A 21550-nucleotide genomic window follows, 5' to 3' on the forward strand; every position below is an offset into this window, starting at 1 on the left:
TAATTTACGCCTGAAAGAATCTCTGTTACCGGAAAAACTATCATGCTCAGAACGCTCTCGCTCCGTACCGGCCTGTTATCTCTCCTCGCCGTAATGACTTTCCTCCTGCTGCTGGTCAGCGGCATGGGAATTTATGCCCTCAGTAAAAGTTCCTCCTCCCTTGAGCGCGTTAGCGTGTTGCAGGGGGAGAAAATGGCGCGCCTTAACGAAGGCTACACGCGGATTTTGCGGGCGCGTAATGAGTCAGGCCAGGCGGTGCGCATGATGGAGGTCGGGCTGCTGGCGGATGCCGGGAAGTCGGTTGCCGCCATTAATGACGAGATAGACAAAGGTCAGAAGGCGCTGGATAGCGTGCTTAAGGGTGGCATAGAGGATGAAAAGGGCGCTGCGCTCATGGCGCAGGTTTCTAAAAGCTATGCGGCTTACGTTGCTCAGGGCATCAAACCGATGCAGGCAGCCCTGAAGTCCCAGAGCGCTGATGACTATTACGAGCTACTGGAAAACAAACTCATCCCTGTCTCACGGCAATTTGATAACGACATGCAGACATTTCAGGCATGGGGTGAAGCCAGAGGCAAAGCGGAAGTCAGTGCCGTGCAGTCGAGCAAAAACGTGGTCATGATGCTGATTGTGGTAGTGGCAATAGCGGCGGCAGGGGTCATTGTGCTGGCCTGGCTTGCACTACGCCATATGCTGCTAAAGCCGCTGGAATCCTCTATCAGTCAGCTTGAGCATGTCGCCGCAGGCAATTTGACCGAAGTAAGTGCTCACACTGCTAGTAAAGAGTTCAGCCGACTTAACACTGCCATTGAGAATATGCGCTATTCGCTTATCAACTCGGTGACCCGCGTGCGTGATGCCAGTTCGCAGATTGACACCGGCAGCCGTGAGCTATCACTGGGTAACGTCGACCTGGCGCAGCGCACGGAATCTACCGCCACATCGCTGGAACAGACCGCGGCGAGCATGGAAGAGATCACCGCCACCGTGAAGCAGAATGCGGATAACGCCGATCAGGCGCATCAGCTGGCGAAAACCGTCTCCGATACCGCCGACCGCGGCAGTGAGATGGTCTGCTACGTGATTGAAAAAATGCGTGATATCTCCGACAGCTCCAGCCGTATTGCCGACATTCTCAGCATGATCGACAGCATCGCTTTCCAGACCAATATCCTGGCGCTCAACGCGGCGGTCGAAGCGGCGCGTGCCGGCGAACAAGGGCGCGGTTTTGCAGTGGTGGCAGGGGAAGTGCGCAACCTGGCGAGCCGCAGCGGCGATGCCGCCAAAGAGATCCGTCAGCTTATCAGCAGCTCTCAGGCTCATGTTTCTGAAGGCAGCGATCTGGCGATGCAGGCGGGTGAAACGATGGATGAAATCGCTGCGGAAGTGATGCGAATGACCAGGCTGATGCGCGAGATTGCCAGCGCCTCGCAGGAGCAGAGCCGTGGTATCGAACAGGTGAATATCGCGGTCAGTCAGATGGACGAGACGGCGCAGCAGAACGCCGCACTGGTACAGCAATCTTCTGCGGCAACACGCTCGCTGGAAGAGCAGTCCCGTGAACTCCTGGATGCAATGGCTTCTTTCCGTTTACAGTCAGCTGCATAATAATTAACGCCGTGCAGGTTCGCACGGCGTTAATTATCGACAGGGCAGGGATAGATGGAGACGCAGGAAGAAATCAGAAAAAATATTTGTACTCAATGCGATAACGAAGTGCTTAAGGGCGGTGATTATTGCGAAGCGTGCGAGAACAAAGAATGTAAGAAAATCGGTGGCTGGCTGTATCTTCCCGCGCTGGGACTGCTTGTGGCGTTAGTGGCCAGTATTTTCGCCATCAACAATACCGCACGTACCCTGCTGGAATTTGGCAGCAGCGTCACCCCCCGTGGGCTGGGGGTCATTTATTTTGAGCTCTTTGGTTTTATCGGACAATTTCTGCTGACGATTTATGTGGGCAGTCTCTTTCTGCGCAAAAAGCGCAGGTTACCGCTTACTTACATCATTTTTCTTCTTTACGGCGTGGTGTTTGTGGGCGTGGATTTGTGGCTGGCGAACGCACTGATGAACATTCCGCTTGGCTATGACGATGCACGTTCTCTGATTCGTGCGATTGTTGCCTGCTGCATCTGGATACCCTACTTCCGCGTTTCAACACGCGTTAAACGTACCTTTGTGCATTAACGCATTACTGCGCCGGGGAAACCCGGATGACGGCGCAGGGCCGCATCCGGATTATGGGTGTTACGCGTCCGGGTACTCACGCATAAGACGTTCTACATCATTCACCATATGCTCGTTGCCGACGAAGAACGGGCGGCGCTGGTGCAGACTTTGCGGCACGATATCCAGAATGCGGTCTTTACCGTCACTCGCTTTACCGCCAGCCTGTTCCGCCAGGAACGCCATCGGGTTGCACTCATACAGCAGGCGCAGTTTCCCTTCCGGGTGGCTTGCGGTGCTTGGGTAGAGGTAGATCCCGCCTTTCAGCAGGTTACGATGGAAGTCAGCCACCAGTGAGCCGATATAGCGCGTGGTGTAGGGACGCAGCGTCGCCTTATCTTCTTCCTGACAGAACTTAAGATACTTCTTCACGCCCTGCGGGAACTTAATGTAGTTGCCTTCGTTGATGGAGTAGGTGTTGCCCTTCTCCGGGAAGCGCATACGCTCCTGGCAGAGGCAGAACACGCCCAAAGAGGGATCATAGGTGAAGGCGTGAACGCCGCAACCGGTGGTGTAAACCAGCATGGTGGACGAACCGTAAACCACATAACCTGCGGCTACCTGCTGGCTGCCCGGTTGCAGGAAGTCTTCTTCGGTAACGGGGGTGCCGACCGGTGTGACGCGACGATAGATGGAGAAAATAGTCCCGACAGAAACGTTAACATCAATGTTACTGGAACCATCGAGTGGGTCCATGAGCACGACATACTTCGCATGTTCACACCCTTCAAAGACAACGATTTCATCTTCTTCTTCAGAGGCGATCCCGGCGACAATATCACGTGCACGCAGTGCGGCTTTTAGTTTTTCATTGGCGAACAGATCGAGCTTTTGCTGTACCTCGCCCTGCACGTTCTCAGCACCGCTGGCACCCAGGATATCAACCAGACCGGCTTTGTTGATATCGCGATGGATGATCTTGGCACCCAGTTTTATTGCTGACAGCAGCGCGGTTAACTCACCGGTAGCGTGAGAAAACTCATGCTGTTTCTCAACAATAAATTCACCTAACGTTTTCATACCCTGTCCCTGCATTTTGTGTGGAGTAATGTGACCTCAACAATCTTAACAAAGATTCAAATGATCGCGCACAGGTGAATCGCGCCAGCAGGATACGGATTATCCTGAAATGCATTTCCGTCATGTTAAACATATGAGTAAAATGTGCGCCAAAGATAAGAAGGATAGAGACGAATGCGCATTCATATATTGGGGATTTGTGGCACTTTCATGGGCGGTCTGGCAATGCTTGCCCGCTCGCTGGGTCACGAGGTGACGGGGTCGGACGCCAATGTGTATCCGCCGATGAGCACGTTGCTTGAGAAGCAAGGCATTGAACTTATTCAGGGTTACGACGCCAGCCAGCTCGATAACGCGCCGGATTTAGTCATTATTGGCAATGCAATGACGCGCGGGAATCCCTGTGTTGAAGCGGTGCTGGAGAGAAATATTCCGTTCATGTCTGGCCCTCAGTGGCTGCATGATTTCGTTCTGCGCGACCGCTGGGTAGTCGCGGTTGCGGGCACACACGGTAAAACCACCACTGCCGGAATGGCGACCTGGATCCTTGAAGCCTGCGGGTACAAGCCGGGTTTTGTGATTGGTGGCGTACCGGGCAATTTTGAGGTTTCCGCCCGCCTGGGAGAGAGCCCGTTCTTTGTTATCGAAGCGGATGAGTACGACTGTGCGTTCTTCGACAAACGCTCCAAATTTGTTCACTACTGCCCGCGCACGCTGATCCTCAACAACCTTGAATTCGACCATGCGGACATCTTTGACGATCTGAAAGCGATTCAGAAACAGTTCCACCACCTGGTACGCATTGTACCGGGGCAGGGCAAGATCATCTGGCCGGAAAACGACATCAATCTGAAGCAGACGCTGGCGATGGGCTGCTGGAGCGAGCAGGAGCTGGTCGGTGAACAGGGCCACTGGCTGGCGAAAAAACTGACCACTGACGCGTCAGAATGGGAAGTACTGCTTGATGGCGAAGTGGTAGGTCAGGTGAAATGGGGCCTGGTAGGTGAGCACAACATGCATAACGGACTGATGGCGATCGCTGCTGCCCGTCATGTGGGTGTCGCGCCGAAAGACGCCGCAGACGCGCTGGGTACGTTCATTAATGCGCGCCGCCGTCTGGAGCTACGTGGTGAAGCGCATGGTGTGAAAGTGTATGACGATTTTGCACACCATCCGACGGCGATTCTGGCGACGCTTGCCGCGCTGCGCAGCAAAGTGGGCGGCACGGCGCGTATTATCGCGGTGCTGGAGCCGCGCTCTAACACCATGAAAATGGGGCACAGCAAAGACGATCTCGCCCCCTCTCTTGGCCGGGCGGATGAGGTCTTCCTCCTTCAGCCGCAGCACATTCCGTGGCAGGTGGCTGAAGTGGCTGACGCCTGTGTACAGCCTGCATACTGGAGCGGTGATGTTGATGTGCTGACCGACATGATCCTGAAAACCGCACTGCCGGGCGATCATATTCTGGTGATGAGTAACGGGGGTTTTGGGGGAATTCATCAGAAACTGCTGGATGGTCTGGCGAAGAAAGCCGCAGTGGCCGCAGCCGGATAAGTGAGCCGGTAAAGTCATCGACTGGGAACCGCGCCATCTGATGGGAATGGCGCGGTTTTTTTATGCCTACTCTTTCGCGATAGGTGTCTCAATCACCTGCTGCGTTTTACTGCCCTGAATATCCGCTACCCGTTTTTCCACTTCCTGCACCTGGCCTGCGTTATGCAACAGGGTGTAGGTAAGGTCAAAGCGAGTGCTCTGGCCGGGTTCCAGTTTCTTCACGCGTTTCTGTTCACGCTCGATGGTGACCGGATAGGCGTAGCTGGTGCCAGGTTCAATGCCGGTGACATAGCCCTGCTTTAAGGTATCGGTGTTTTTCCACAACGTCAGAACAGGCAACTGCTGGGTGTTAAAGCTGATGGCGGCCCCTTTGTCGCCCGCCTTATTAATGACGGCTGCTACGGTCTGTTTGCTGGCGTCTGCCAGCGGTTTTAGGTTAAAGACCATCTCATCGAAGCCTTTGGTGGGGCCACTGTAGGTTTGCCACTCCTTCAGGCCCGCTTTGGCGTAATCGTTAAATGGACTGACGCTTTCGACCGGGGCGATAAAGCGCGCACCTTCTTCGAGGATCGGCGTACCAAAATTGCTGTGATAAATAATCTGATAGTCGTGCGCATAGTCAGCATGGTTGGTCAGCACGTCGTGCAGCGTGAAGCTGTTGCTGCCAGGGATGTAGCTCAACTCCATCGTCGTTTGCAGATCGGCCTTCTTGAAGGTGCTCTCTTTGACCAGACCGCGAATGCGAATTTCATACGGCGCTTCTTCGCTGACATCGACGGAAACCTGCGAAGCCGGGGTGTTGCCCACTTTGCCATGCAGGGTGTAAATTTGTCCGTCCGCGGTCACCGGATGGCCGGTCCACTCATAACCGCAGCGTACCAGCATCTCGTTGAATCCATCCAGCCAGCCCAGACCATTGCGGCTCTCCAGGTTGATATAGGCGGGGTTTACCACCTCTTTTACCGGTGAATCCCAGCCCATGCGCACGCCAAAACCTTCAACACGCAGTAAGTTCATGCCTCGCGTTGGGCTAAGGGTGATTGTCAGCCCGTTCTGGCTGGTAATGGTGATGATTTTGCTGCCTTCCTGCTTACCACCATGCAGCACCTTCTGCTCAATGCTGAAGTTCTGATCTTTAATTTTCAGCTGCTGGCTGTTCACCTGCCAGTTTCCTTGTTCTATGCCGCTTTCAGCGCTGGTCAGCAACCAGGTTTTCGCACTGACGTTGCCGGAGATAAGCAGGGCGAGGGCAGAGATCACGACTGTTTTTTTCATTCATCATTCCTTTTTGCTGAATCGATTATGTTTCTGACCCGTGAAATCTAATAATTGCTGACTCCAAAAAATGTGATCGAATCGATCTGATGGAATAAAGGGCGATGAGACGATCAAAAATACGATATTGATCGCTTTAATCAATGAAATACTAGTGATACATACAGAAAAGTTGTGAAGTTGGCAGGGTTATGCTTTAACGATTCAGCTAATCCAACTGCAAAGCATTAGCAGATTATGAGGTAATAATCCTTAAAAAGCAGAACCGCATCGTTGATTATGATGACGCCGTGTATGGCAGAGGGTTTTTAACGGGTTAATGACAAAGGGGTTGGCTTGCCAAAGCAGAAGACGCTTTCGGGGAGTGCCCGCTGGCTTGCGGCGCTTTGATTACTGGCTTTTAACCAGCCCATTGCTTACACCTACGGTAGCAGCAAAAGCGTGTTGCATTAATTCTGTTGCTTCACGAATGGCTTTAACGTCGATTTCGCCAAAGGTATGAACATGCTCGGGGCGGGCGTTTTCACCTTTATCAATTCTGCCCCTTTCTTTCGCACTTGCCAGCAGATCGGCAGATAATTCGGCTTTCATGGTAATCTTATCGCCTTCGTTAATGTCCCAATCGGCTTAGTAGAACGCTGTACGCCAGCGTTAAATCAGCATGCCGGTTAGCGACTTCAGCGCTTTTTTTGTTCACTGGTTAAATCGTCTCGTTCATTTTCAGGATAAACGTTTGTGTACCCGGTACGCTAAACCGGCGGCAGTGAATTACGGAAAAAGGAGGGGGATGAAGTATGAAGAGGAAAGCAAAAGCGATGTGCGGAGGCGAGTCCGCACATCTGCGAAGGGATTATTCCTGACCTTCTGCCAGCTCGCGCAGATACTGGAAAATCAGACGAGAAGATTTTGGCGGCTTATTGCCTTCTTTCTCTTTTTTAGCATTACGGATGAGTGAACGTAGCTGCTGACGATCGGCATCAGGCCACAGGTTCATCACTTCCGCCAGCGCATCGTCGCCATTTTCAATCAGACGATCGCGGATCTGCTCCAGTTTATGAAACAGCGCCACCTGCTGGTTATGACGGTTTTTCAGTTTATCCAGCGCCTGGCGAATCGGCTCAACGTCGCGCTGACGCAACATTTTACCAATCAGCTGGAGCTGACGGCGGCGTCCTTCTTTCTTAATGCGCTGGGCGAGTTCAATGGCCGCGCGCAGGTCCGGGTCAAGCGGGATTTTATCAAGCGCGTTTTTACCAAGCTCAACCATTTCGAGGCCGAGCTGTTTTAACTCTTCGGCATCACGCTTAATTTCACTTTTACTGACCCAGATTATCTCATCATCTTCGTCCTCGATGTCGTCACCGGGAACGTCGTCGAGCCAGTCTTCGGGCTGCTTTGTCATCTATGGCTCCTTAAAAAAGAGGCTAATGTTACCAGTTAAGGTGCGCACTGAAAAACGGTTCTCTGTTAGACTTCAAATTATCTCTCCTTTAATTATGGCATTGGCGATGAAAGTAATCACACAAGTTGCACAACAACGTAAGGCACTGGAAGAGGCCGTCTCTACCGCGCTGGAACTGGCGTCTGGAAAATCAGACGGTGCGGAAGTGGCCGTCAGCAAAACCACCGGGATTAGCGTCAGTACGCGCTACGGTGAAGTGGAAAACGTCGAGTTCAACAGTGACGGCGCGCTGGGCATCACGGTCTATCATCAAAACCGTAAAGGCAGTGCTTCATCGACCGATTTAAGTCCCGACGCCATTGCCCGCACGGTGCAGGCTGCGCTGGATATTGCCCGTTATACCTCCCCGGACCCCTGCGCGGGGGTAGCAGAAAAAGATCTGCTGGCCTTCGAGGCGCCGGATCTGGATCTGTTCCACCCGGCGGAAGTCTCTCCGGACGAGGCCATTGAGCTGGCCGCCCGGGCCGAGCAGGCGGCGTTACAGGCTGACAAACGTATCAACAATACTGAAGGCGGTAGCTTCAACAGCCACTACGGTATTAAAGTCTTCGGCAACAGCCACGGTATGTTGCAAGGCTATGCCTCGACCCGCCACTCTCTTTCAAGCTGCGTGATCGCTGAAGAAAATGGCGATATGGAGCGCGATTACGCCTACACCATTGGCCGTGATATTCGTGACCTGAAGAGTGCAGAATGGGTAGGGGAAGAGTGCGCGCGCCGCACCCTGTCCCGTCTGGCGCCGCGTAAACTGTCGACCATGAAAGCCCCGGTTATCTTCGCCAATGAAGTGGCAACCGGACTCTTCGGTCATCTGGTTGGGGCGATTGCGGGCGGGTCGGTATACCGTAAATCCACCTTCCTGCTGGATTCGCTGGGCCAGCAGATCCTCCCTGAGTGGCTGACCATTGAAGAGCATCCGCACCTGCGTAAAGGACTGGCCTCCACGCCGTTTGACAGCGAAGGGGTACGCACCGAACGTCGCGACATCATCAAAGACGGCGTGCTGACCCAATGGCTGCTGACTAACTACTCCGCACGCAAACTCGGCCTGAAAAGCACCGGGCACGCTGGTGGCATCCATAACTGGCGGATTAAAGGGCGCGGGTTGGGCTTTGAACAACTGCTGAAACAGATGGGCACCGGCCTTGTGGTCACCGAACTGATGGGTCAGGGCGTGAGCGGTATCACCGGGGATTACTCCCGTGGCGCGGCCGGTTTCTGGGTCGAAAACGGCGAGATCCAATATCCGGTCAGTGAGATAACGATTGCAGGAAATCTGAAAGATATGTGGCGTAATATTGTTACGATTGCTGACGATATCGAAACACGTAGCAATATTCAGTGTGGTTCAGTGTTGTTGCCGGAGATGAAAATCGCCGGCCAGTAAAACCCGCGATACTTCAGGTTACAGGTGCCTGGCTGCACGCACTTATCCCCGCCACTTACGCATGTAAGCTCATGGGATGGGCGTGTTTGCCAGTTGCCTGAAACTCGACTTATTCAGGGTATGACTTTTTAATAATAAAAAAGGAAGTGAGCAATGCGGAAAAAACTGCTGGCGATGTTAGCTGTCTCTACCCTTGTCCTCGGTTCGGTGCAGGCATTTGCCGCCGATCTTGAAGAGGATATGGATACCCTCAATGAAAATCTGAAAGTGGTCGAGAAAGCTGACGATGCGGCGACCATTAAAGATGCGTTAACCAAAATGCGCACCGCAGCAGAGGATGCGCAGAAAGCGACCCCGCCTAAGCTGGAAGGTAAAGCGCCGGACAGCCCTGAAATGAAAGATTACCGACAGGGCATGGACACGCTGATCACGCAGATTGATGGCGCGCTTAAACTGGCCAACGAAGGCAAAGTGAAAGAAGCAAAAGCGGCGGCGGAAGCGTTTAAAGCCACCCGCAACAGCAACCACAAGAAGTTTCGTTAATTATCCTGAAGTGGGGCGCTTGCCCCACTTTCGCCCTCACTGAGGTATTCCTCCTCACGTACAGCCTGCCTTTATGCCCGTTAATGCGTCAGCGCTTAACGCATAACACGCAGCTATCTCAACGGATACTGTTATCAGCGAATACGAAGTGGCTTCCTGGTGTTGATGGACGGAACGCGCCCGTGAATGCTGGAAAATATTTCGACCAGCGTCACTTTCGTGTGATCCTGGCGCATACCTGCCTCACCACACTTTGCGGCCCGCTGTATGGAGATGGCTTTGCGGCGGCGGCGTTTGTTAATGCGGTTGTTGAGCGTAAGACGCCTGTCAGCACAATGTTTGGCGAGGGCATTGCGCTTCTGCACCCGTTTGTGGCTGCGCGTTGATACAACGCGCCCCACCGTTGGCCAGTTAATATAAAAATTTATGCTGCGTATGCTTATTTCCCTTGCGGGGGTAAGGTTTTATTATTTTCCCTCTCGTGTAGCATTAAATACAAATTATGCAAGGAGGAGGGTTTATATTTATTAATGGTTATTGTTTTTCTTCATTGCGAGACTTAATAGATTCTCCTTCCTTAGCCGCAATATTTGTCATTTTATCATTGAGTATTTCTTTGATAACTGTCGCCGGTTGGCTCACGTTAAAGGCGAGTTCCGGGGCGCTTACTTTCAGCCCTGAGAAGGCATCTACCGTGACTTTCTCTCCGTTGGGATACTTCGTTACAGAGACCAGTCGGCCGTGATAGAGCGGGATACCGGTCATCTCCAGCGTATAATCGGTCTTCTTTACCTCCTCGTGTTTTAATTGCTTTTCTTTTTTAATTTCAGCTACTGATGTCGTTGCCAGAGAAACTTTCGTACTGCTTTCCTCCGGCTCGCTATTTTTATTATCAGCATTTATCTCTGCAGATTTAGGTTTATTTCGCAGAGCCAACGTGCTGTCATTATCTGATGGATGAGAATCGCCGTGTGCGCCAGCACTCACGGCGGTAATTTTATCAATACCGTTCATTATCATCTCCGGAATATAACGTAGAATCCGACGCCTGGAGCGTAAGTGCCTCGCTGGAATGATGAGTCTGCGTTAGACAAAACGAGACTACGTCGTTATCGGCAGCGGCAGGAATTTGTTTAGTTAATTGTCGCTGTTATTGTTCTTTCATTTTTTTTGAACGATAGAAACAAATAGTTAGGCTTTCCCTAACCGGCTGTTGGGATTACTCTTTTCAATTGTCAGGGCAAACTGCCACCGGGTTGTTTGCTCTCGTTTAAGGGAAAGACAGGAATCGGCGAATCATGAACTCGTTTCAGCGCATTTTGAACGCACTCTTATCACGTGAGCAGCCTGTCGCGCAGACCACAACCCCGTTGGAATTAACCACCCTTTCAGGAGGCGTTATGCCAGAGAACTACCTTGCTTTAGCGAAACAACGCAGAACCATTTATGCACTGGGCAAAGATCTGCCGTTGCCGGAAGATGACGTTGTTCAGATCATTCAGGACGCCATCAAGCAAGCGCCTTCTGCCTTCAACTCACAGAGCTCCCGCGCGCTTATCCTGCTGGGCAGTGAGCACAATAAATTCTGGGAACTGGTACGCGAACAACTGAGAAAAATCGTTCCGGCTGAGAGCTTCCATGCGACCTCCGATAAACTCGATGGCTTCGCCGCCGCGGCAGGTTCTGTACTGTTCTTTGAAGATCAGGGTGTGGTGACCGCGCTGCAGGAGCAATTTGCGGCATACGCGGATAACTTCCCGATTTGGTCAGAACATAGTTCGGGTATCGCCCAGTATGCCGTCTGGATGGCGCTGGCGGAGAAAGGAATTGGCGCAAACCTCCAGCACTATAATCCGCTGGTGGATGAAGACGTTCAGCGTACCTGGAATGTCCCGGCCAGCTGGAAACTGCGTGGCCATATGAACTTCGGTTCCATTCAGGCGCCGGCAGGCGACAAAACCTTCATCGAAGATGAAAAACGCTTTATCGTTGCCAAGTAATCCGCCGGTCCGGATATTTGATAAAACGGTTTTCTCCGGTAAGCATTGCGCTACCGGGGAATCCCGAAGAGTGGCACAAGTGTCTTGTCCGGGCTATTTATGAACTTCCGTGAAGAGGAGTATCAACATGACAGGTGATAATTCACCTGCCTGTAAAGGGCCAAAAAAGAGAGCGAGCTTTAACCTTTCGGTATTACCGCAACCCTTCAAATATGACGAAAAAATTTAAAGTGTATACAGGTTTTTATATTCATCAGTGCCCTGCATTTGCTAAAAATCATTTACCGTGTGTAATTACCCTTTCATCTTTATGCAAAAAATGCACATACATTTCCTTGTTTTCAGCTAAATCTTCATGTCCATTTATCAAATAAATTTCATGTCTCAATACAATTTCCTCTAAAAGCTATGAAAAAGGAGGTTGAAAGCGATACGTGAAATTCAGTACAATCCGCGAAAACAATATTACATGAAGTAATTCGTCCCTCTTTTTTTCATGAGCATTATATGTTGCTCATATTTATCATTCACATGAATGTTTGTGATAATATGAAGCTAATATTCTTTATATAAATGTGTAGAGGCGAATAATATATTTCACGGAGGGATATACCATGCATGGATGTGCATTTTTTCTCTTTTCTCTGTTCTGGTGTACGGCGACGCAGGCAGGGATTCAGTTTGACAGCACGCGGATTATTTATCCGGCGGCAAAGGGCGAAATAACGCTCGCGCTGACCAACAATGCCAGCACGCCGCGTCTGTTACAGGCATGGATGGATAATGGCGATCCCACTCTTCGGCCCGACATGTCTACCGTCCCTTTTATTGTTACGCCACCCATCTTTCGTCTCAATAGTGCCAAAGGCCAGACGCTGCGTATCCGTTTTATCGGCGGTAATATTTCGCCGGATCGTGAATCGGTTTTCTGGCTGAACGTGCTGGAAGTGCAGCCAAAAATGAAGCACAAGGCAAAGGACAATAATGTTATTGAGTTCCCGGTGCGTTCCCGTTTAAAACTCTTTTACCGTCCCGTAGGGTTGCCAGGCTCGCCGGGCGATGCCGTTAACGCGCTTCGCTGGCGGCTTCTCAGCGTAGCAGGCCAGAACAAAATCGAATGCGAGAACCCGTCGGCATTCAGTGTCTCGTTTGCTCGTCTCAGCCTCAGTGAAGCCGGGGCACATGCTGAGGAAATAACAGGCATGTGCCCGGCGAAAGCGCGTTCTGTATTTACGTTGTCGGGTGCGGGAAAGGGAATTATTTATTTCACCACGATTAACGATCACGGCGGCTTTACGCGACATCAAGCTGTCTATAGACGTTAAAGCAATGAGTTATTTGCGCTCCGGTTGGAGCAGGGAAATATGCGATGAATATGCTTAAGCACTTTTTAAATTTGTCCCTTCTTTTGGGGCTGATGACACTGAGTTTTATCAGCAATGCAGGTTGTTGGTTTACTGGTGGTGGTATTTACAACAGGTCTTACACTGTTGATATTGCATCGCTATCAGTAGCGAGTAATCAGCAGCCGAATACACCGCTGGGTCCGGTCATCACAATTCCGCAAGGGGGACAGGCATTTTTTCGATGCGATTCAGCGCCGGTTGATATGATGACGAAATTCGCAGAAACTCTGACAGAGTCTGTTTATCCCGGGATTTATAAGACTAATGTAGAAGGCATAGGTGTTAAGGTTTGGGTAGTGAGTGAAAGTAATGTTGTTGGTAACAATTTATCGATATATCTCCAATGGCCACTTAATAGTTTTGGGAGTTTCAAGTTTCTTAATACATACCTTCAGTTCTATGTTATCGGTCCGGTTAGTCAGGATGACGGTCCGTTACAACTTAACTTTACGGTTGAAGGCTGGGTAAATAATTCAGTTTCCACCATTGCTGGCATGAAAACTGCCGAAATAAAAATAACCAGTAATATCCCCGTCACCATCAAATCCTGCGAAACCCCCGATATTTCCGTTGACCTCAACAAACACAGTAAATCGGATTTCCCAAGCGTAGGTTCCACCAGTAGCGCCACACCATTTAATTTTGAAATCAAAAAATGCAGTAAGGATATGGCGGCGGTGAAGTATACTTTTAAGCCCGCTGCGGGGATCAATCTTGTCAATTCAGGAAGCAGTGATCAGCATATCACCCTGCGAAGTGGTTCCACAGCGAGCGGGGTGGGGGTGCAAGTGTTGTATGCCAATGACACACTGGTGCCGTTTAACAGCGCGGTGAAATACTCCGGCTACAGCCCATCCCTGGGCGGTGATTACGTTATCCCGATGAAAGCCCGCTTTATCCGCACGGGTGAGGTCAGCCCCGGTTCGGCAAACTCTGCGGTGGAATTTACGATGTCATATGAGTAATTCTCTCACTGCGGCGATGCGCTTATTCGGCCTGTAAATCACCTCAGCATGTGTTCTGAGGTGATTTTTTAGCGCAGGTGATGCACCACCTGATTGCTGCTGCCCCGCCAGATGAGCATGGGGTCTTTTAGATCCTGCACAAACTTCCCGTCGATCAGCACATTGATCAACGCCACCACCGCTCTTTGTGCCTCGTTTAGTTCGTCCATCTTATAACCCGTCCACAGCCAGATATCTTTGCCCGGGCATTCGGCCCGCACGCGTTTGACCAGTTTCAGGATCGCCGGTACGTTCTGCGGATGCAGCGGATCGCCGCCGGAGAGCGACAGCCCCTGGCGTTTGATGCGGGTATCGTTGAGATCGCTGATGATCTGGTCTTCCATTTCCTGCGTAAACGGCATGCCGGAGTTTAGCCGCCAGGTGCTTTTGTTGTAGCAGCCCTGGCATTCGTGCACGCATCCGGAAACGAACAGGGTGCAGCGGGTGCCGGTGCCGTTGACGATATCGACAGGGTAGTACTGGTGGTAATTCATTTTTCTACTAGGCCGGTTTTTACCGGCCTAAAATTCCTTAAAGTTTTACTTCGACGTCAATAATATCTACACAAGTTTGGGCTTTACTGTGATTGTCGGCGGTGTACCACTGACCATCACGGATTTGAACATTTTCTAAATCGACCAGCCGTAAGCAACGCCAGTTGTAGGGGGATGAAGAGTCGATTTTTCCCTTGCTGCTTTCCCCCCCGAATTGGAAGAACAATGCTTGTTGCTTGCCATTTTTAGTTCCTAAAGCGTGCGGACACATTTCTCGATAATAGCCATCGTATACAGCAGTAATTTGTTTTTTGTTCAGAATTGCATGCTTGATTAACTCGTAAGTATTCATACTGCGATCTCCTGGTTTGCTTGCTGTTAGAACTTAACCGATTTGCCCATTTCCCAGATGCTTAACCCGGCGTTTCACTTCTTCCTGCTTTCCGGCATTAAAGGGACGCGCATCCGGGCTGCCTAAGTAGCCACACACGCGGCGGGTGACCGAGACGCGGGCGGCGTCGTGGTTACCGCATTTCGGGCAGGTAAAGCCTTTGCTGGTACATTCGAACTCGCCGGTGAAGCCGCACTCATAGCACTCGTCGATAGGGGTATTGGTGCCGTAATAAGGCACATGCTGATAGCTGTAATCCCAGACATCTTCCAGTGCGCGCAGGTTGTGCTGGATGTTTGGATACTCGCCATAGCAAATAAAGCCTCCGCTGGCGAGCGGCGGGTACGGCGCCTCGAAATCAATCTTGTCGTACGGGTTCACCTTTTTCTCGACGTCGAGATGGAAGCTATTGGTGTAGTAGCCTTTATCGGTGACCCCGTCGACCACGCCAAACTCCGCGGTGTCGAGGCGGCAGAATCGGTCGCACAGGTTCTCGCTCGGCGTACTGTAGAGACTAAAGCCGTAGCCGGTCTCGTCTTTCCACTGATCCACGGCCTGACGCAGACGCTCCACAATCGCCACCCCTTTGGCACGCAGCGTTTCGCTGTCAAACATATGCGCTTTGCCGAACAGTGCATTGATGGTTTCGTGAATGCCGATATAGCCCAGTGAAATAGAGGCGCGGCCATTTTTGAAGATTTCAGAGACGTCATCGTCTGCTTTCAGACGCACACCGCACGCCCCTTCCATGTAGAGGATAGGTGCCACACGCGCTTTCACCCCTTCAAGGCGCGCAATGCGGGTCATCAGGGCTTTACGCGCCAGCACCAGACGTTCATCCAGCAGCGCCCAGAATGCGGCTTCATTGCCTTTGGCTTCCAGAGCAATACGCGGCAGGTTCAGGCTTATCACGCCGAGGTTATTGCGCCCGTCATGGATTTGCTCGCCATTCTCTTCGTATACGCCGAGGAAGCTGCGACAGCCCATCGGGGTTTTGAACGAGCCGGTGACTTTCACCACCTGGTCATAGTTCAGAATGTCCGGGTACATGCGCTTGCTCGCACACTCCAGCGCCAGCTGTTTAATGTCGTAGTTCGGATCCTCAACCTTATGGTTCAGGCCATCTTTAATGGCGAAGACCAGTTTCGGGAAGACGGCCGTTTTGCGGTTTTTGCCCAGGCCCGCGATGCGGTTACGCAAAATCGATTGCTGGATGAGGCGCGATTCCCAGCTGGTGCCAAGGCCAAAGCCGAAGGTTACAAAGGGAGTCTGCCCGTTGGCGGTATGCAGCGTGTTGACTTCATACTCCAGCGACTGGAAGGCGTCGTAGCACTCTTTTTCGGTGCGAGTACGGGCATAGCCGTCGGCGTCCGGGATCTGCCAGTCAATGGCAATCTTACGGTGTTTTTCAAAGCTCTCGGTCACGAACGGTGCGAGCACTTCGTCAATACGGTTGATGGTGGTGCCACCGTAAATATGGCTGGCGACCTGAGCGATGATCTGGGCGGTAACGGCTGTTGCCGTGGAGATGGATTTTGGCGGCTCGATTTCCGCGTTACCCATTTTAAAACCTTGCGTCAGCATGCCTTTCAGGTCGATCAGCATGCAGTTGAACATCGGGAAGAACGGCGAGTAATCGAGATCATGGTAGTGGATATCGCCACGTTCATGCGCCAGTACCACGTCGCGCGGCAGCAGGTGCTGGCGGGCATAATGCTTGGCAACGATACCGGCCAGCAGATCGCGCTGCGTCGGGATCACTTTACTGTCTTTATTGGCATTTTCATTGAGCAGAGCAGAATTGGTCTGTTCAACCAGGCCGCGAATTTCCTGATTCAGACGACCCCGCTTTTCACGCGCGATATCGCGGTCGTGGCGGTATTCGATGTAGGCGCGGGCAAGCTGTTTATGCGGCCCCGACATCAACTGGTTTTCCACCGCAATCTGAATTTCGCCGATATCAACCTGCGCACGGTTGTGCATCTGCTGACTGACGACTTCCGCGACGGTGGCGCAATAGTCTGCGTCATCGACTCCCGCTGCTTTAGCTGCACGCAAAATTGCTTCCTGAATGCGCTCTGACCTGAAAGGCACTTTCTTGCCATCACGTTTCATCACATGCGGTGTCATGATCACTCCATCTTAAAAACAGGTTATCCACAGAGGTGAGGAAATATTCACAGCCGTTAAGTGTCGCCGCGACAGTGAGTTCCCCGAATCCCGACCCTTGTTATCCACAATTCCAGCCAGTTATGCTGCCGTTATTTTGTTGGAATAATAGACGATAAATACAATATGTTGGGTCGGCGTGCATTCTAAGTTCTATATATAGTGATTTGCATCAAACAAGTTTGCGTTTTTATTGATTCAGGACAAAGTAAAAAAGAGAGAGTACAAAGGACGGGCGCTGGGGAGGTTTGTAAATTCACATGGAATAGTTTTGCTTAATTATTCAACAAAAACAGTATGGTAATCGTACACTGCCCGGCCGCAGCGACCTGCCGGGCAGTGCACTTAAGCATGATGCTGTAGCCACCAGATGGCCTCGAATGGCCGTAGCGTCATATTGCCAGGGGTGAGTGAGATCTCGTTATAGTTGTTCATCAGCACCTGCCAGCACCCCGCCTGATCGCCAGGCTGCCACTGCTGGCACTGGTGGCTGAGGTTAGCAGCCACCATCAGTGTCTGCCCGTTGTGCTGGCGACGGTAACACCACAGGTACGGGTGTTCCGGCAGCAGATCCTCATAGTCACCCCAGGTCAGTACGGGCTGGGTTTTACGTAGCGCGATCAGATGCTGATAGGTATAGAACACCGAGTCGGGATCGTTAAGTGCTGCCTCGGCGTTAATTTCCTGCACGTTATTGCACAGTGAAATCCACGGCGTACCGGTGGTAAATCCGCCATGCCTCTCTGCGGACCACTGCATGGGGGTACGACTGTTGTCGCGGGATTTGCTGGCGAGAATGGCGAGCAGCTCATCGGCATCACGTCCGCTGGCGCGCAGGCTGGCAAACATATTGTGGCTCTCTACGTCGCGGTAATCGGTTATTTGCGAGAAGTGCGGGTTAGTCATGCCAATCTCTTCGCCCTGATAAATGTAAGGCGTCCCCTGCAGACCGTGCAGCACCATCGCCAGCATTTTCGCCGCCGGAACCCGGAATTCTCCTTCATCGCCAAAGCGCGACACAATGCGTGGCTGATCGTGATTACACCAGAAGAGCGCATTCCAGGCCTGGTTGTGCATGCCCTGCTGCCAGTGGTTAAACAGGGCTTTGAGCGCCACATAGTCCGGCGCCGCCAGCGTCCATTTTTCGCCGCCGGGATAATCGACTTTCAGGTGGTGGAAATTGAAGGTCATCGACAGTTCACGTCCGTCGAGACTGGCGTACTGTTGGCAGTGTTCGAGGGCGGTGGAGGACATTTCGCCGACGGTCATCAGTTTACGTGGGGTAAACACGTCGCGGCTCATCTCTTGTAAGAATTCATGCACACGCGGGCCATCGGTATAGAAGCGGCGGCCGTCACCGTGTGGATCGTCCGGGAAATTCCAGTCTTTGGAAATCAGGTTCACCACGTCCAGACGCAAACCCTCGACGCCGCGATCGGCCCAGAATTCGCAGATCTTTTTCAGCTCGTCGCGAACCTGCGGGTTTTCCCAGTTCAGATCCGCCTGCTCCGGAGCAAAAAGGTGCAGATAGTATGCTTCGCTTTGCGCGTGCCACTGCCAGGCACTACCGCCAAACTTGGACTGCCAGTGGTTGGGTTGAGCGTCAGGCTGGCCTTCGCGCCAGATGTAATAGTGCCGGTACGGGCTTTGCGGATGTAAGGCGTCGTGAAACCACGGATGTGCCGTCGACGTGTGGTTAAGCACCATGTCGAGCACCAGACGAATGCCGCGCGCTTTAGCCTGCGCCACCAGCTCGTCGAAGTCCGCCAGCGTACCGTACGCCGGGTCAATGGCGGTGTAATCCGCCACGTCATAGCCATTGTCTATCTGCGGTGAAATATAGAAGGGGGTCAGCCAGATTGCATCCACGCCCAGCGTTTTCAGGTAATCAAGACGCTGAATAACGCCACGTAAATCGCCGGTGCCGCTGCCGGTCGTGTCCTGAAAGCTTTTGGGGTAGATCTGATAGATGACGCCGTTCTGCCACCAGTGGGGAAGGGTATTCATAGCGATTTCCTGGTTAAAGCGAAGGGGCGCAAGCGCGCCCCAAAATGTTACACAATCTGCAGCGTGCCCTGGCGGAACTTACGCTGGTAAATCACCGTGGTGAGCGCCATTGGCACGATAATCGCCACCGCCATCGCCACTGAGAAGACCTGCCAGTAGCCCGGTTGAATGGAGAGGATGCCAGGCAGACCGCCGACGCCGATGCCGTTCGCCATCACGCCGTTCAGACCACATAACAGCCCGGCGAGGCCAGAACCTACCATTGCGCAGAGCATCGGGAAGCGATATTTCAGGTTGATGCCGTACATGGCCGGTTCGGTTACGCCAAGGTAGGCGGCGATGGCAGCCGGAACGGAAATTTCGCGCTCGTTCTGTTTACGGCTGGTGAGGATGATTCCCGTCACCGCCGAGGCCTGAGCAATATTCGAAAGGGCGATCAGCGGCCATACCGGGGTGCCGCCGAGGCTCTGGATCATCTGCATGTCGATGGCAAGCGTGGTCTGATGCACGCCCGTGATGACCAGCGGCGCATACAGAAATCCGAACAGCGCAGCGCCAATTGGCGCGAAGCTACCGGTCATCAGGTGGCGGACGGCAAAGGCCACACCGTCGCCAATCATACGGCCAAACGGGCCGATAAAGGCGTGGGCGAGAAACACCGCCAGCAGCAGCGAACAGACCGGCACCATCACCAGATAGAGATAGTCCGGCACCCATTTTTTGAGACGTGTTTCAATCACGCCCAGCGCCAGGCCTGCCAGCAGGGCGGGGATGACCTGTGCCTGGTAGCCTACTTTTTCAATGGCAAACAGGCCGAAGTTCCACACTTCCGGGATTTTACTGCCGAGATCATAGGCGTTCATCAGCTGCGGCGACACCAGGGTCACACCGAGCACAATACCGAGGATCGGCGTACCGCCCATTTTACGCACCGCTGACCAGCAGATACCCACCGGCAGATAAAAGAAGATCGCTTCGCCAATCAGCCACAGGAAGTCATAAAGGGTTTTCAGGCCGGGAGACATTTGCGCCAGGGTTTGGCCGTTGCTCATTGGCAGGTCGCCAATGACATTGCGAAAACCAAGGATCAGGCCACCGCTGATTAGCGCCGGAAGGAGCGGGAAGAAGATCTCTGCAAAGTGCGAGATCAACTGCTCGTGCCATTTCATGTTCTGTCGGGCGGCACGTTTCGCCTGCTCTTTGTCGACGGAGGCCTGGCCGATCGTGGCGATCAGAGCCTGATACCAGTCGCCCACATCCGTGCCGATCACCACCTGGAACTGGCCGGCATTGGTGAAACAGCCTTTGACCATAGGGAGAGTGTCGATTGTTTTTGGGTCGGCTTTGGCCGGTGAATTGAGGACGAAACGCAAGCGGGTGATGCAATGGCTCACCGTTGCGATGTTCTCGCGCCCGCCGACCAGCTCAATAAGCCTGGCAATATACTCCTGTCTGACTTTGCTCATCGTGATGCCCCACTGAGAGAAATAATGACTGCTGATGAATGCGCGCAAGCATATCCATTGAATGGATAACTGAAAATGGGAACGTTCCCGTAATCAGGCGACGATCACAATAAACCGAACGGAGAGGGGATCAAATGAGGCTGGCGGGGATCACTATCTGTCGTGGATCGGCGCGACCATTAACCTGATCGATAAGCTGCGCGGCGGCCTGACGGCCTGCTTCGGCATAGCCGGGATCCACGGTGATGATTTCCGGGTGAAGAAATTTGATAAGCGGCGTGTTGCCTACGCTCGCAAGCTGCAGATTTTCAGTGCGCTGTTCCTGCAGGTATTTGCTCGCCCCGAGCGCGAGGGTGTCGGTGGCGCAGACCAGCGCGGTCGTCGTCGGAGTGAGCACGCGGGCCACGTTGTCATAACCGTGCTTCATCGCCAGCCCCGGCAGGAGGTAATGCGGCGTGAGCTGGTGCTGCTGACAAAACGCCATGTAGGCTTCGTGGCGGCGCTGACCGGTGGTGATATCGCTATGGGGGACGCCGATAAAGCTGATCTGGCGGTGGCCCCGCTCGAAAAGATGCTGCATCAAAAGCGTAATGGCCCCCTGGTCGTCATAGCAGACCGAGGCGAAACCTTTGGCATCCCGCGCCAGCAGAACCAGCGAGGCGCGCCAGGCCTGAAGCAGGGTGTCGGTGATGCCGGTAAAACCAAACAGCACCACGCCATCGATGTTACGTCGGCTCAGCATCTGGAGGTGTTCTTTCACCAGTTCCGGGGAGAACTGGCTCTCCATCATGATCGGGTCGTAACCCTGCTCATAAAAGGCGGGCAGCATGGTCTGGACGGCGAGGTTTTCAGACAAAGAATCCAGGCGGGAGACAATAATGGCGACCACTTTGTCACTCTGGCCGCGCATGGCGCGTGCGGAACGGGAAGGGGAGAAACCATGCTGATTAACCACCGCTGCTACGCGCTCGCGGGTGCGTTCACTGACGCCGCTTTCATTATTCAGCACACGAGAAACGGTGGATTTCCCGACGCCACTTAAGCGCGCAATGTCTTTGATTGTCAGCCGGTTTTGCATGCGTCCTGTCCTGTCCCTCTTCAGCGGTTTGCAGAGTAAAGCAAGTTTGGTCAACACTCAACCAGACGACA

Annotated in this window: 19 protein-coding genes and 1 pseudogene; 9 read left to right on the forward strand and 11 right to left on the reverse strand. The window is 52.7% G+C overall.

The features are described 5' to 3' along the window. Nucleotides 1-42 precede the first annotated feature (42 nt). Together M1D91_RS02355 and M1D91_RS02360 are read left to right on the forward strand one after the other, a co-directional pair. Nucleotides 43-1608 carry a methyl-accepting chemotaxis protein gene (locus M1D91_RS02355; protein WP_437432304.1) on the forward strand — a complete coding sequence of 522 codons (1566 nt, stop codon included), beginning with the start codon at nucleotides 43-45 and terminating at the stop codon, nucleotides 1606-1608. 54 nt (nucleotides 1609-1662) lie between these two features. Next, nucleotides 1663-2184 (forward strand): DUF2569 domain-containing protein, encoded by a 522-nt coding sequence (locus M1D91_RS02360; RefSeq protein WP_437432305.1) that lies wholly within the window; start codon nucleotides 1663-1665, stop codon nucleotides 2182-2184. A 60-nt stretch (nucleotides 2185-2244) separates the two neighbouring features. Here the strand turns inward: M1D91_RS02360 and fbp are convergent, their stop codons facing one another. Next, entirely contained in the window at nucleotides 2245-3243 is a 999-nt protein-coding gene (fbp, locus tag M1D91_RS02365) for a class 1 fructose-bisphosphatase (protein ID WP_437432306.1), read from the reverse strand. Nucleotides 3244-3417: 174 nt separating this feature from the next. Here fbp and mpl point away from each other — a divergent pair, with 174 nt between their 5' ends. Next, nucleotides 3418-4797 (forward strand): UDP-N-acetylmuramate:L-alanyl-gamma-D-glutamyl-meso-diaminopimelate ligase, encoded by a 1380-nt coding sequence (gene mpl / locus M1D91_RS02370; RefSeq protein ID WP_437432307.1) that lies wholly within the window; start codon nucleotides 3418-3420, stop codon nucleotides 4795-4797. A gap of 66 nt (nucleotides 4798-4863) precedes the next feature. Here mpl and M1D91_RS02375 read toward each other — a convergent pair whose 3' ends face one another. From M1D91_RS02375 to yjgA, 3 genes and pseudogenes are all read right to left on the reverse strand, one after another. After that, nucleotides 4864-6072: an aldose 1-epimerase family protein gene (locus M1D91_RS02375; RefSeq protein WP_437432308.1), complete on the reverse strand. Its 1209-nt coding sequence runs from the start codon at nucleotides 6070-6072 to the stop codon at nucleotides 4864-4866. A gap of 252 nt (nucleotides 6073-6324) precedes the next feature. Beyond that, a pseudogene (locus M1D91_RS02380) lies at nucleotides 6325-6663 on the reverse strand (NadS family protein). A gap of 259 nt (nucleotides 6664-6922) precedes the next feature. Next, entirely contained in the window at nucleotides 6923-7474 is a 552-nt protein-coding gene (gene yjgA / locus M1D91_RS02385) for a ribosome biogenesis factor YjgA (protein ID WP_437432309.1), read from the reverse strand. 94 nt (nucleotides 7475-7568) lie between these two features. On the opposite strand from yjgA, the gene pmbA reads away from it, so the two are divergent. The 3 genes from pmbA (at nucleotide 7569) to M1D91_RS02400 (ending at nucleotide 9850) form a co-directional block, all read left to right on the forward strand. Continuing rightward, nucleotides 7569-8921, forward strand: coding sequence for a metalloprotease PmbA (pmbA, locus tag M1D91_RS02390; RefSeq protein WP_437432310.1), 1353 nt, complete (start codon nucleotides 7569-7571; stop codon nucleotides 8919-8921). A gap of 153 nt (nucleotides 8922-9074) precedes the next feature. Then, nucleotides 9075-9464, forward strand: a complete 390-nt coding sequence (cybC, locus tag M1D91_RS02395; RefSeq protein ID WP_437432311.1) for a cytochrome b562 — start codon at nucleotides 9075-9077, stop codon at nucleotides 9462-9464. Between the two features lie 182 nt (nucleotides 9465-9646). Continuing rightward, nucleotides 9647-9850: a hypothetical protein gene (locus M1D91_RS02400; protein WP_437432312.1), complete on the forward strand. Its 204-nt coding sequence runs from the start codon at nucleotides 9647-9649 to the stop codon at nucleotides 9848-9850. 148 nt (nucleotides 9851-9998) lie between these two features. Here M1D91_RS02400 and M1D91_RS02405 read toward each other — a convergent pair whose 3' ends face one another. Further along, nucleotides 9999-10478 carry a hypothetical protein gene (locus tag M1D91_RS02405; RefSeq protein ID WP_437432313.1) on the reverse strand — a complete coding sequence of 160 codons (480 nt, stop codon included), beginning with the start codon at nucleotides 10476-10478 and terminating at the stop codon, nucleotides 9999-10001. A gap of 386 nt (nucleotides 10479-10864) precedes the next feature. On the opposite strand from M1D91_RS02405, the gene M1D91_RS02410 reads away from it, so the two are divergent. The 3 genes from M1D91_RS02410 to M1D91_RS02420 all read left to right on the forward strand — a co-directional run bounded on the left by M1D91_RS02410 (nucleotide 10865) and on the right by M1D91_RS02420 (nucleotide 13835). Next, nucleotides 10865-11464, forward strand: coding sequence for a nitroreductase family protein (locus M1D91_RS02410; protein WP_437432314.1), 600 nt, complete (start codon nucleotides 10865-10867; stop codon nucleotides 11462-11464). A gap of 614 nt (nucleotides 11465-12078) precedes the next feature. After that, a complete protein-coding gene (locus tag M1D91_RS02415) occupies nucleotides 12079-12789 on the forward strand; it encodes a fimbrial biogenesis chaperone (RefSeq protein ID WP_437432315.1) in 711 nt (236 codons plus the stop codon). Between the two features lie 44 nt (nucleotides 12790-12833). After that, complete coding sequence (locus M1D91_RS02420; RefSeq protein ID WP_437432316.1) at nucleotides 12834-13835, forward strand: fimbrial protein; 1002 nt, start codon at nucleotides 12834-12836, stop codon at nucleotides 13833-13835. 68 nt (nucleotides 13836-13903) lie between these two features. On the opposite strand, the gene nrdG is transcribed toward M1D91_RS02420, so the two are convergent. The 6 genes from nrdG to treR all read right to left on the reverse strand — a co-directional run bounded on the left by nrdG (nucleotide 13904) and on the right by treR (nucleotide 21479). Continuing rightward, the gene (gene nrdG / locus M1D91_RS02425) at nucleotides 13904-14368 is read right to left on the reverse strand and encodes an anaerobic ribonucleoside-triphosphate reductase-activating protein (RefSeq protein WP_437432317.1); all 465 of its coding nucleotides are present in this window, start codon (nucleotides 14366-14368) and stop codon (nucleotides 13904-13906) included. 37 nt (nucleotides 14369-14405) lie between these two features. Next, nucleotides 14406-14720: a hypothetical protein gene (locus M1D91_RS02430; RefSeq protein ID WP_437432318.1), complete on the reverse strand. Its 315-nt coding sequence runs from the start codon at nucleotides 14718-14720 to the stop codon at nucleotides 14406-14408. A gap of 33 nt (nucleotides 14721-14753) precedes the next feature. Next, nucleotides 14754-16889: an anaerobic ribonucleoside-triphosphate reductase gene (nrdD, locus tag M1D91_RS02435; RefSeq protein WP_437432319.1), complete on the reverse strand. Its 2136-nt coding sequence runs from the start codon at nucleotides 16887-16889 to the stop codon at nucleotides 14754-14756. Nucleotides 16890-17273: 384 nt separating this feature from the next. Then, the gene (gene treC, locus M1D91_RS02440; protein WP_437432320.1) at nucleotides 17274-18935 is read right to left on the reverse strand and encodes an alpha,alpha-phosphotrehalase; all 1662 of its coding nucleotides are present in this window, start codon (nucleotides 18933-18935) and stop codon (nucleotides 17274-17276) included. 47 nt (nucleotides 18936-18982) lie between these two features. After that, nucleotides 18983-20401, reverse strand: a complete 1419-nt coding sequence (gene treB / locus M1D91_RS02445; RefSeq protein ID WP_437432321.1) for a PTS trehalose transporter subunit IIBC — start codon at nucleotides 20399-20401, stop codon at nucleotides 18983-18985. A gap of 130 nt (nucleotides 20402-20531) precedes the next feature. Further along, complete coding sequence (treR, locus tag M1D91_RS02450) at nucleotides 20532-21479, reverse strand: trehalose operon repressor TreR (protein ID WP_437432322.1); 948 nt, start codon at nucleotides 21477-21479, stop codon at nucleotides 20532-20534. Nucleotides 21480-21550 lie beyond the last annotated feature (71 nt).

This window comes from Enterobacter sp. SA197, from assembly GCF_054131575.1.

Coding starts and splice junctions, on each gene's coding strand:
- M1D91_RS02355 (WP_437432304.1), top strand. CDS start 43: ATGCTCAGAACGCTCTCGCTCCGTACCGGCCTGTTATCTCTCCTCGCC.
- M1D91_RS02360 (WP_437432305.1), top strand. CDS start 1,663: ATGGAGACGCAGGAAGAAATCAGAAAAAATATTTGTACTCAATGCGAT.
- fbp (WP_437432306.1), bottom strand. CDS start 3,243: ATGAAAACGTTAGGTGAATTTATTGTTGAGAAACAGCATGAGTTTTCT.
- mpl (WP_437432307.1), top strand. CDS start 3,418: ATGCGCATTCATATATTGGGGATTTGTGGCACTTTCATGGGCGGTCTG.
- M1D91_RS02375 (WP_437432308.1), bottom strand. CDS start 6,072: ATGAAAAAAACAGTCGTGATCTCTGCCCTCGCCCTGCTTATCTCCGGC.
- yjgA (WP_437432309.1), bottom strand. CDS start 7,474: ATGACAAAGCAGCCCGAAGACTGGCTCGACGACGTTCCCGGTGACGAC.
- pmbA (WP_437432310.1), top strand. CDS start 7,569: ATGGCATTGGCGATGAAAGTAATCACACAAGTTGCACAACAACGTAAG.
- cybC (WP_437432311.1), top strand. CDS start 9,075: ATGCGGAAAAAACTGCTGGCGATGTTAGCTGTCTCTACCCTTGTCCTC.
- M1D91_RS02405 (WP_437432313.1), bottom strand. CDS start 10,478: ATGAACGGTATTGATAAAATTACCGCCGTGAGTGCTGGCGCACACGGC.
- M1D91_RS02410 (WP_437432314.1), top strand. CDS start 10,865: ATGCCAGAGAACTACCTTGCTTTAGCGAAACAACGCAGAACCATTTAT.
- M1D91_RS02415 (WP_437432315.1), top strand. CDS start 12,079: ATGCATGGATGTGCATTTTTTCTCTTTTCTCTGTTCTGGTGTACGGCG.
- M1D91_RS02420 (WP_437432316.1), top strand. CDS start 12,834: ATGAATATGCTTAAGCACTTTTTAAATTTGTCCCTTCTTTTGGGGCTG.
- nrdG (WP_437432317.1), bottom strand. CDS start 14,368: ATGAATTACCACCAGTACTACCCTGTCGATATCGTCAACGGCACCGGC.
- M1D91_RS02430 (WP_437432318.1), bottom strand. CDS start 14,720: ATGAATACTTACGAGTTAATCAAGCATGCAATTCTGAACAAAAAACAA.
- nrdD (WP_437432319.1), bottom strand. CDS start 16,889: ATGACACCGCATGTGATGAAACGTGATGGCAAGAAAGTGCCTTTCAGG.
- treC (WP_437432320.1), bottom strand. CDS start 18,935: ATGAATACCCTTCCCCACTGGTGGCAGAACGGCGTCATCTATCAGATC.
- treB (WP_437432321.1), bottom strand. CDS start 20,401: ATGAGCAAAGTCAGACAGGAGTATATTGCCAGGCTTATTGAGCTGGTC.
- treR (WP_437432322.1), bottom strand. CDS start 21,479: ATGCAAAACCGGCTGACAATCAAAGACATTGCGCGCTTAAGTGGCGTC.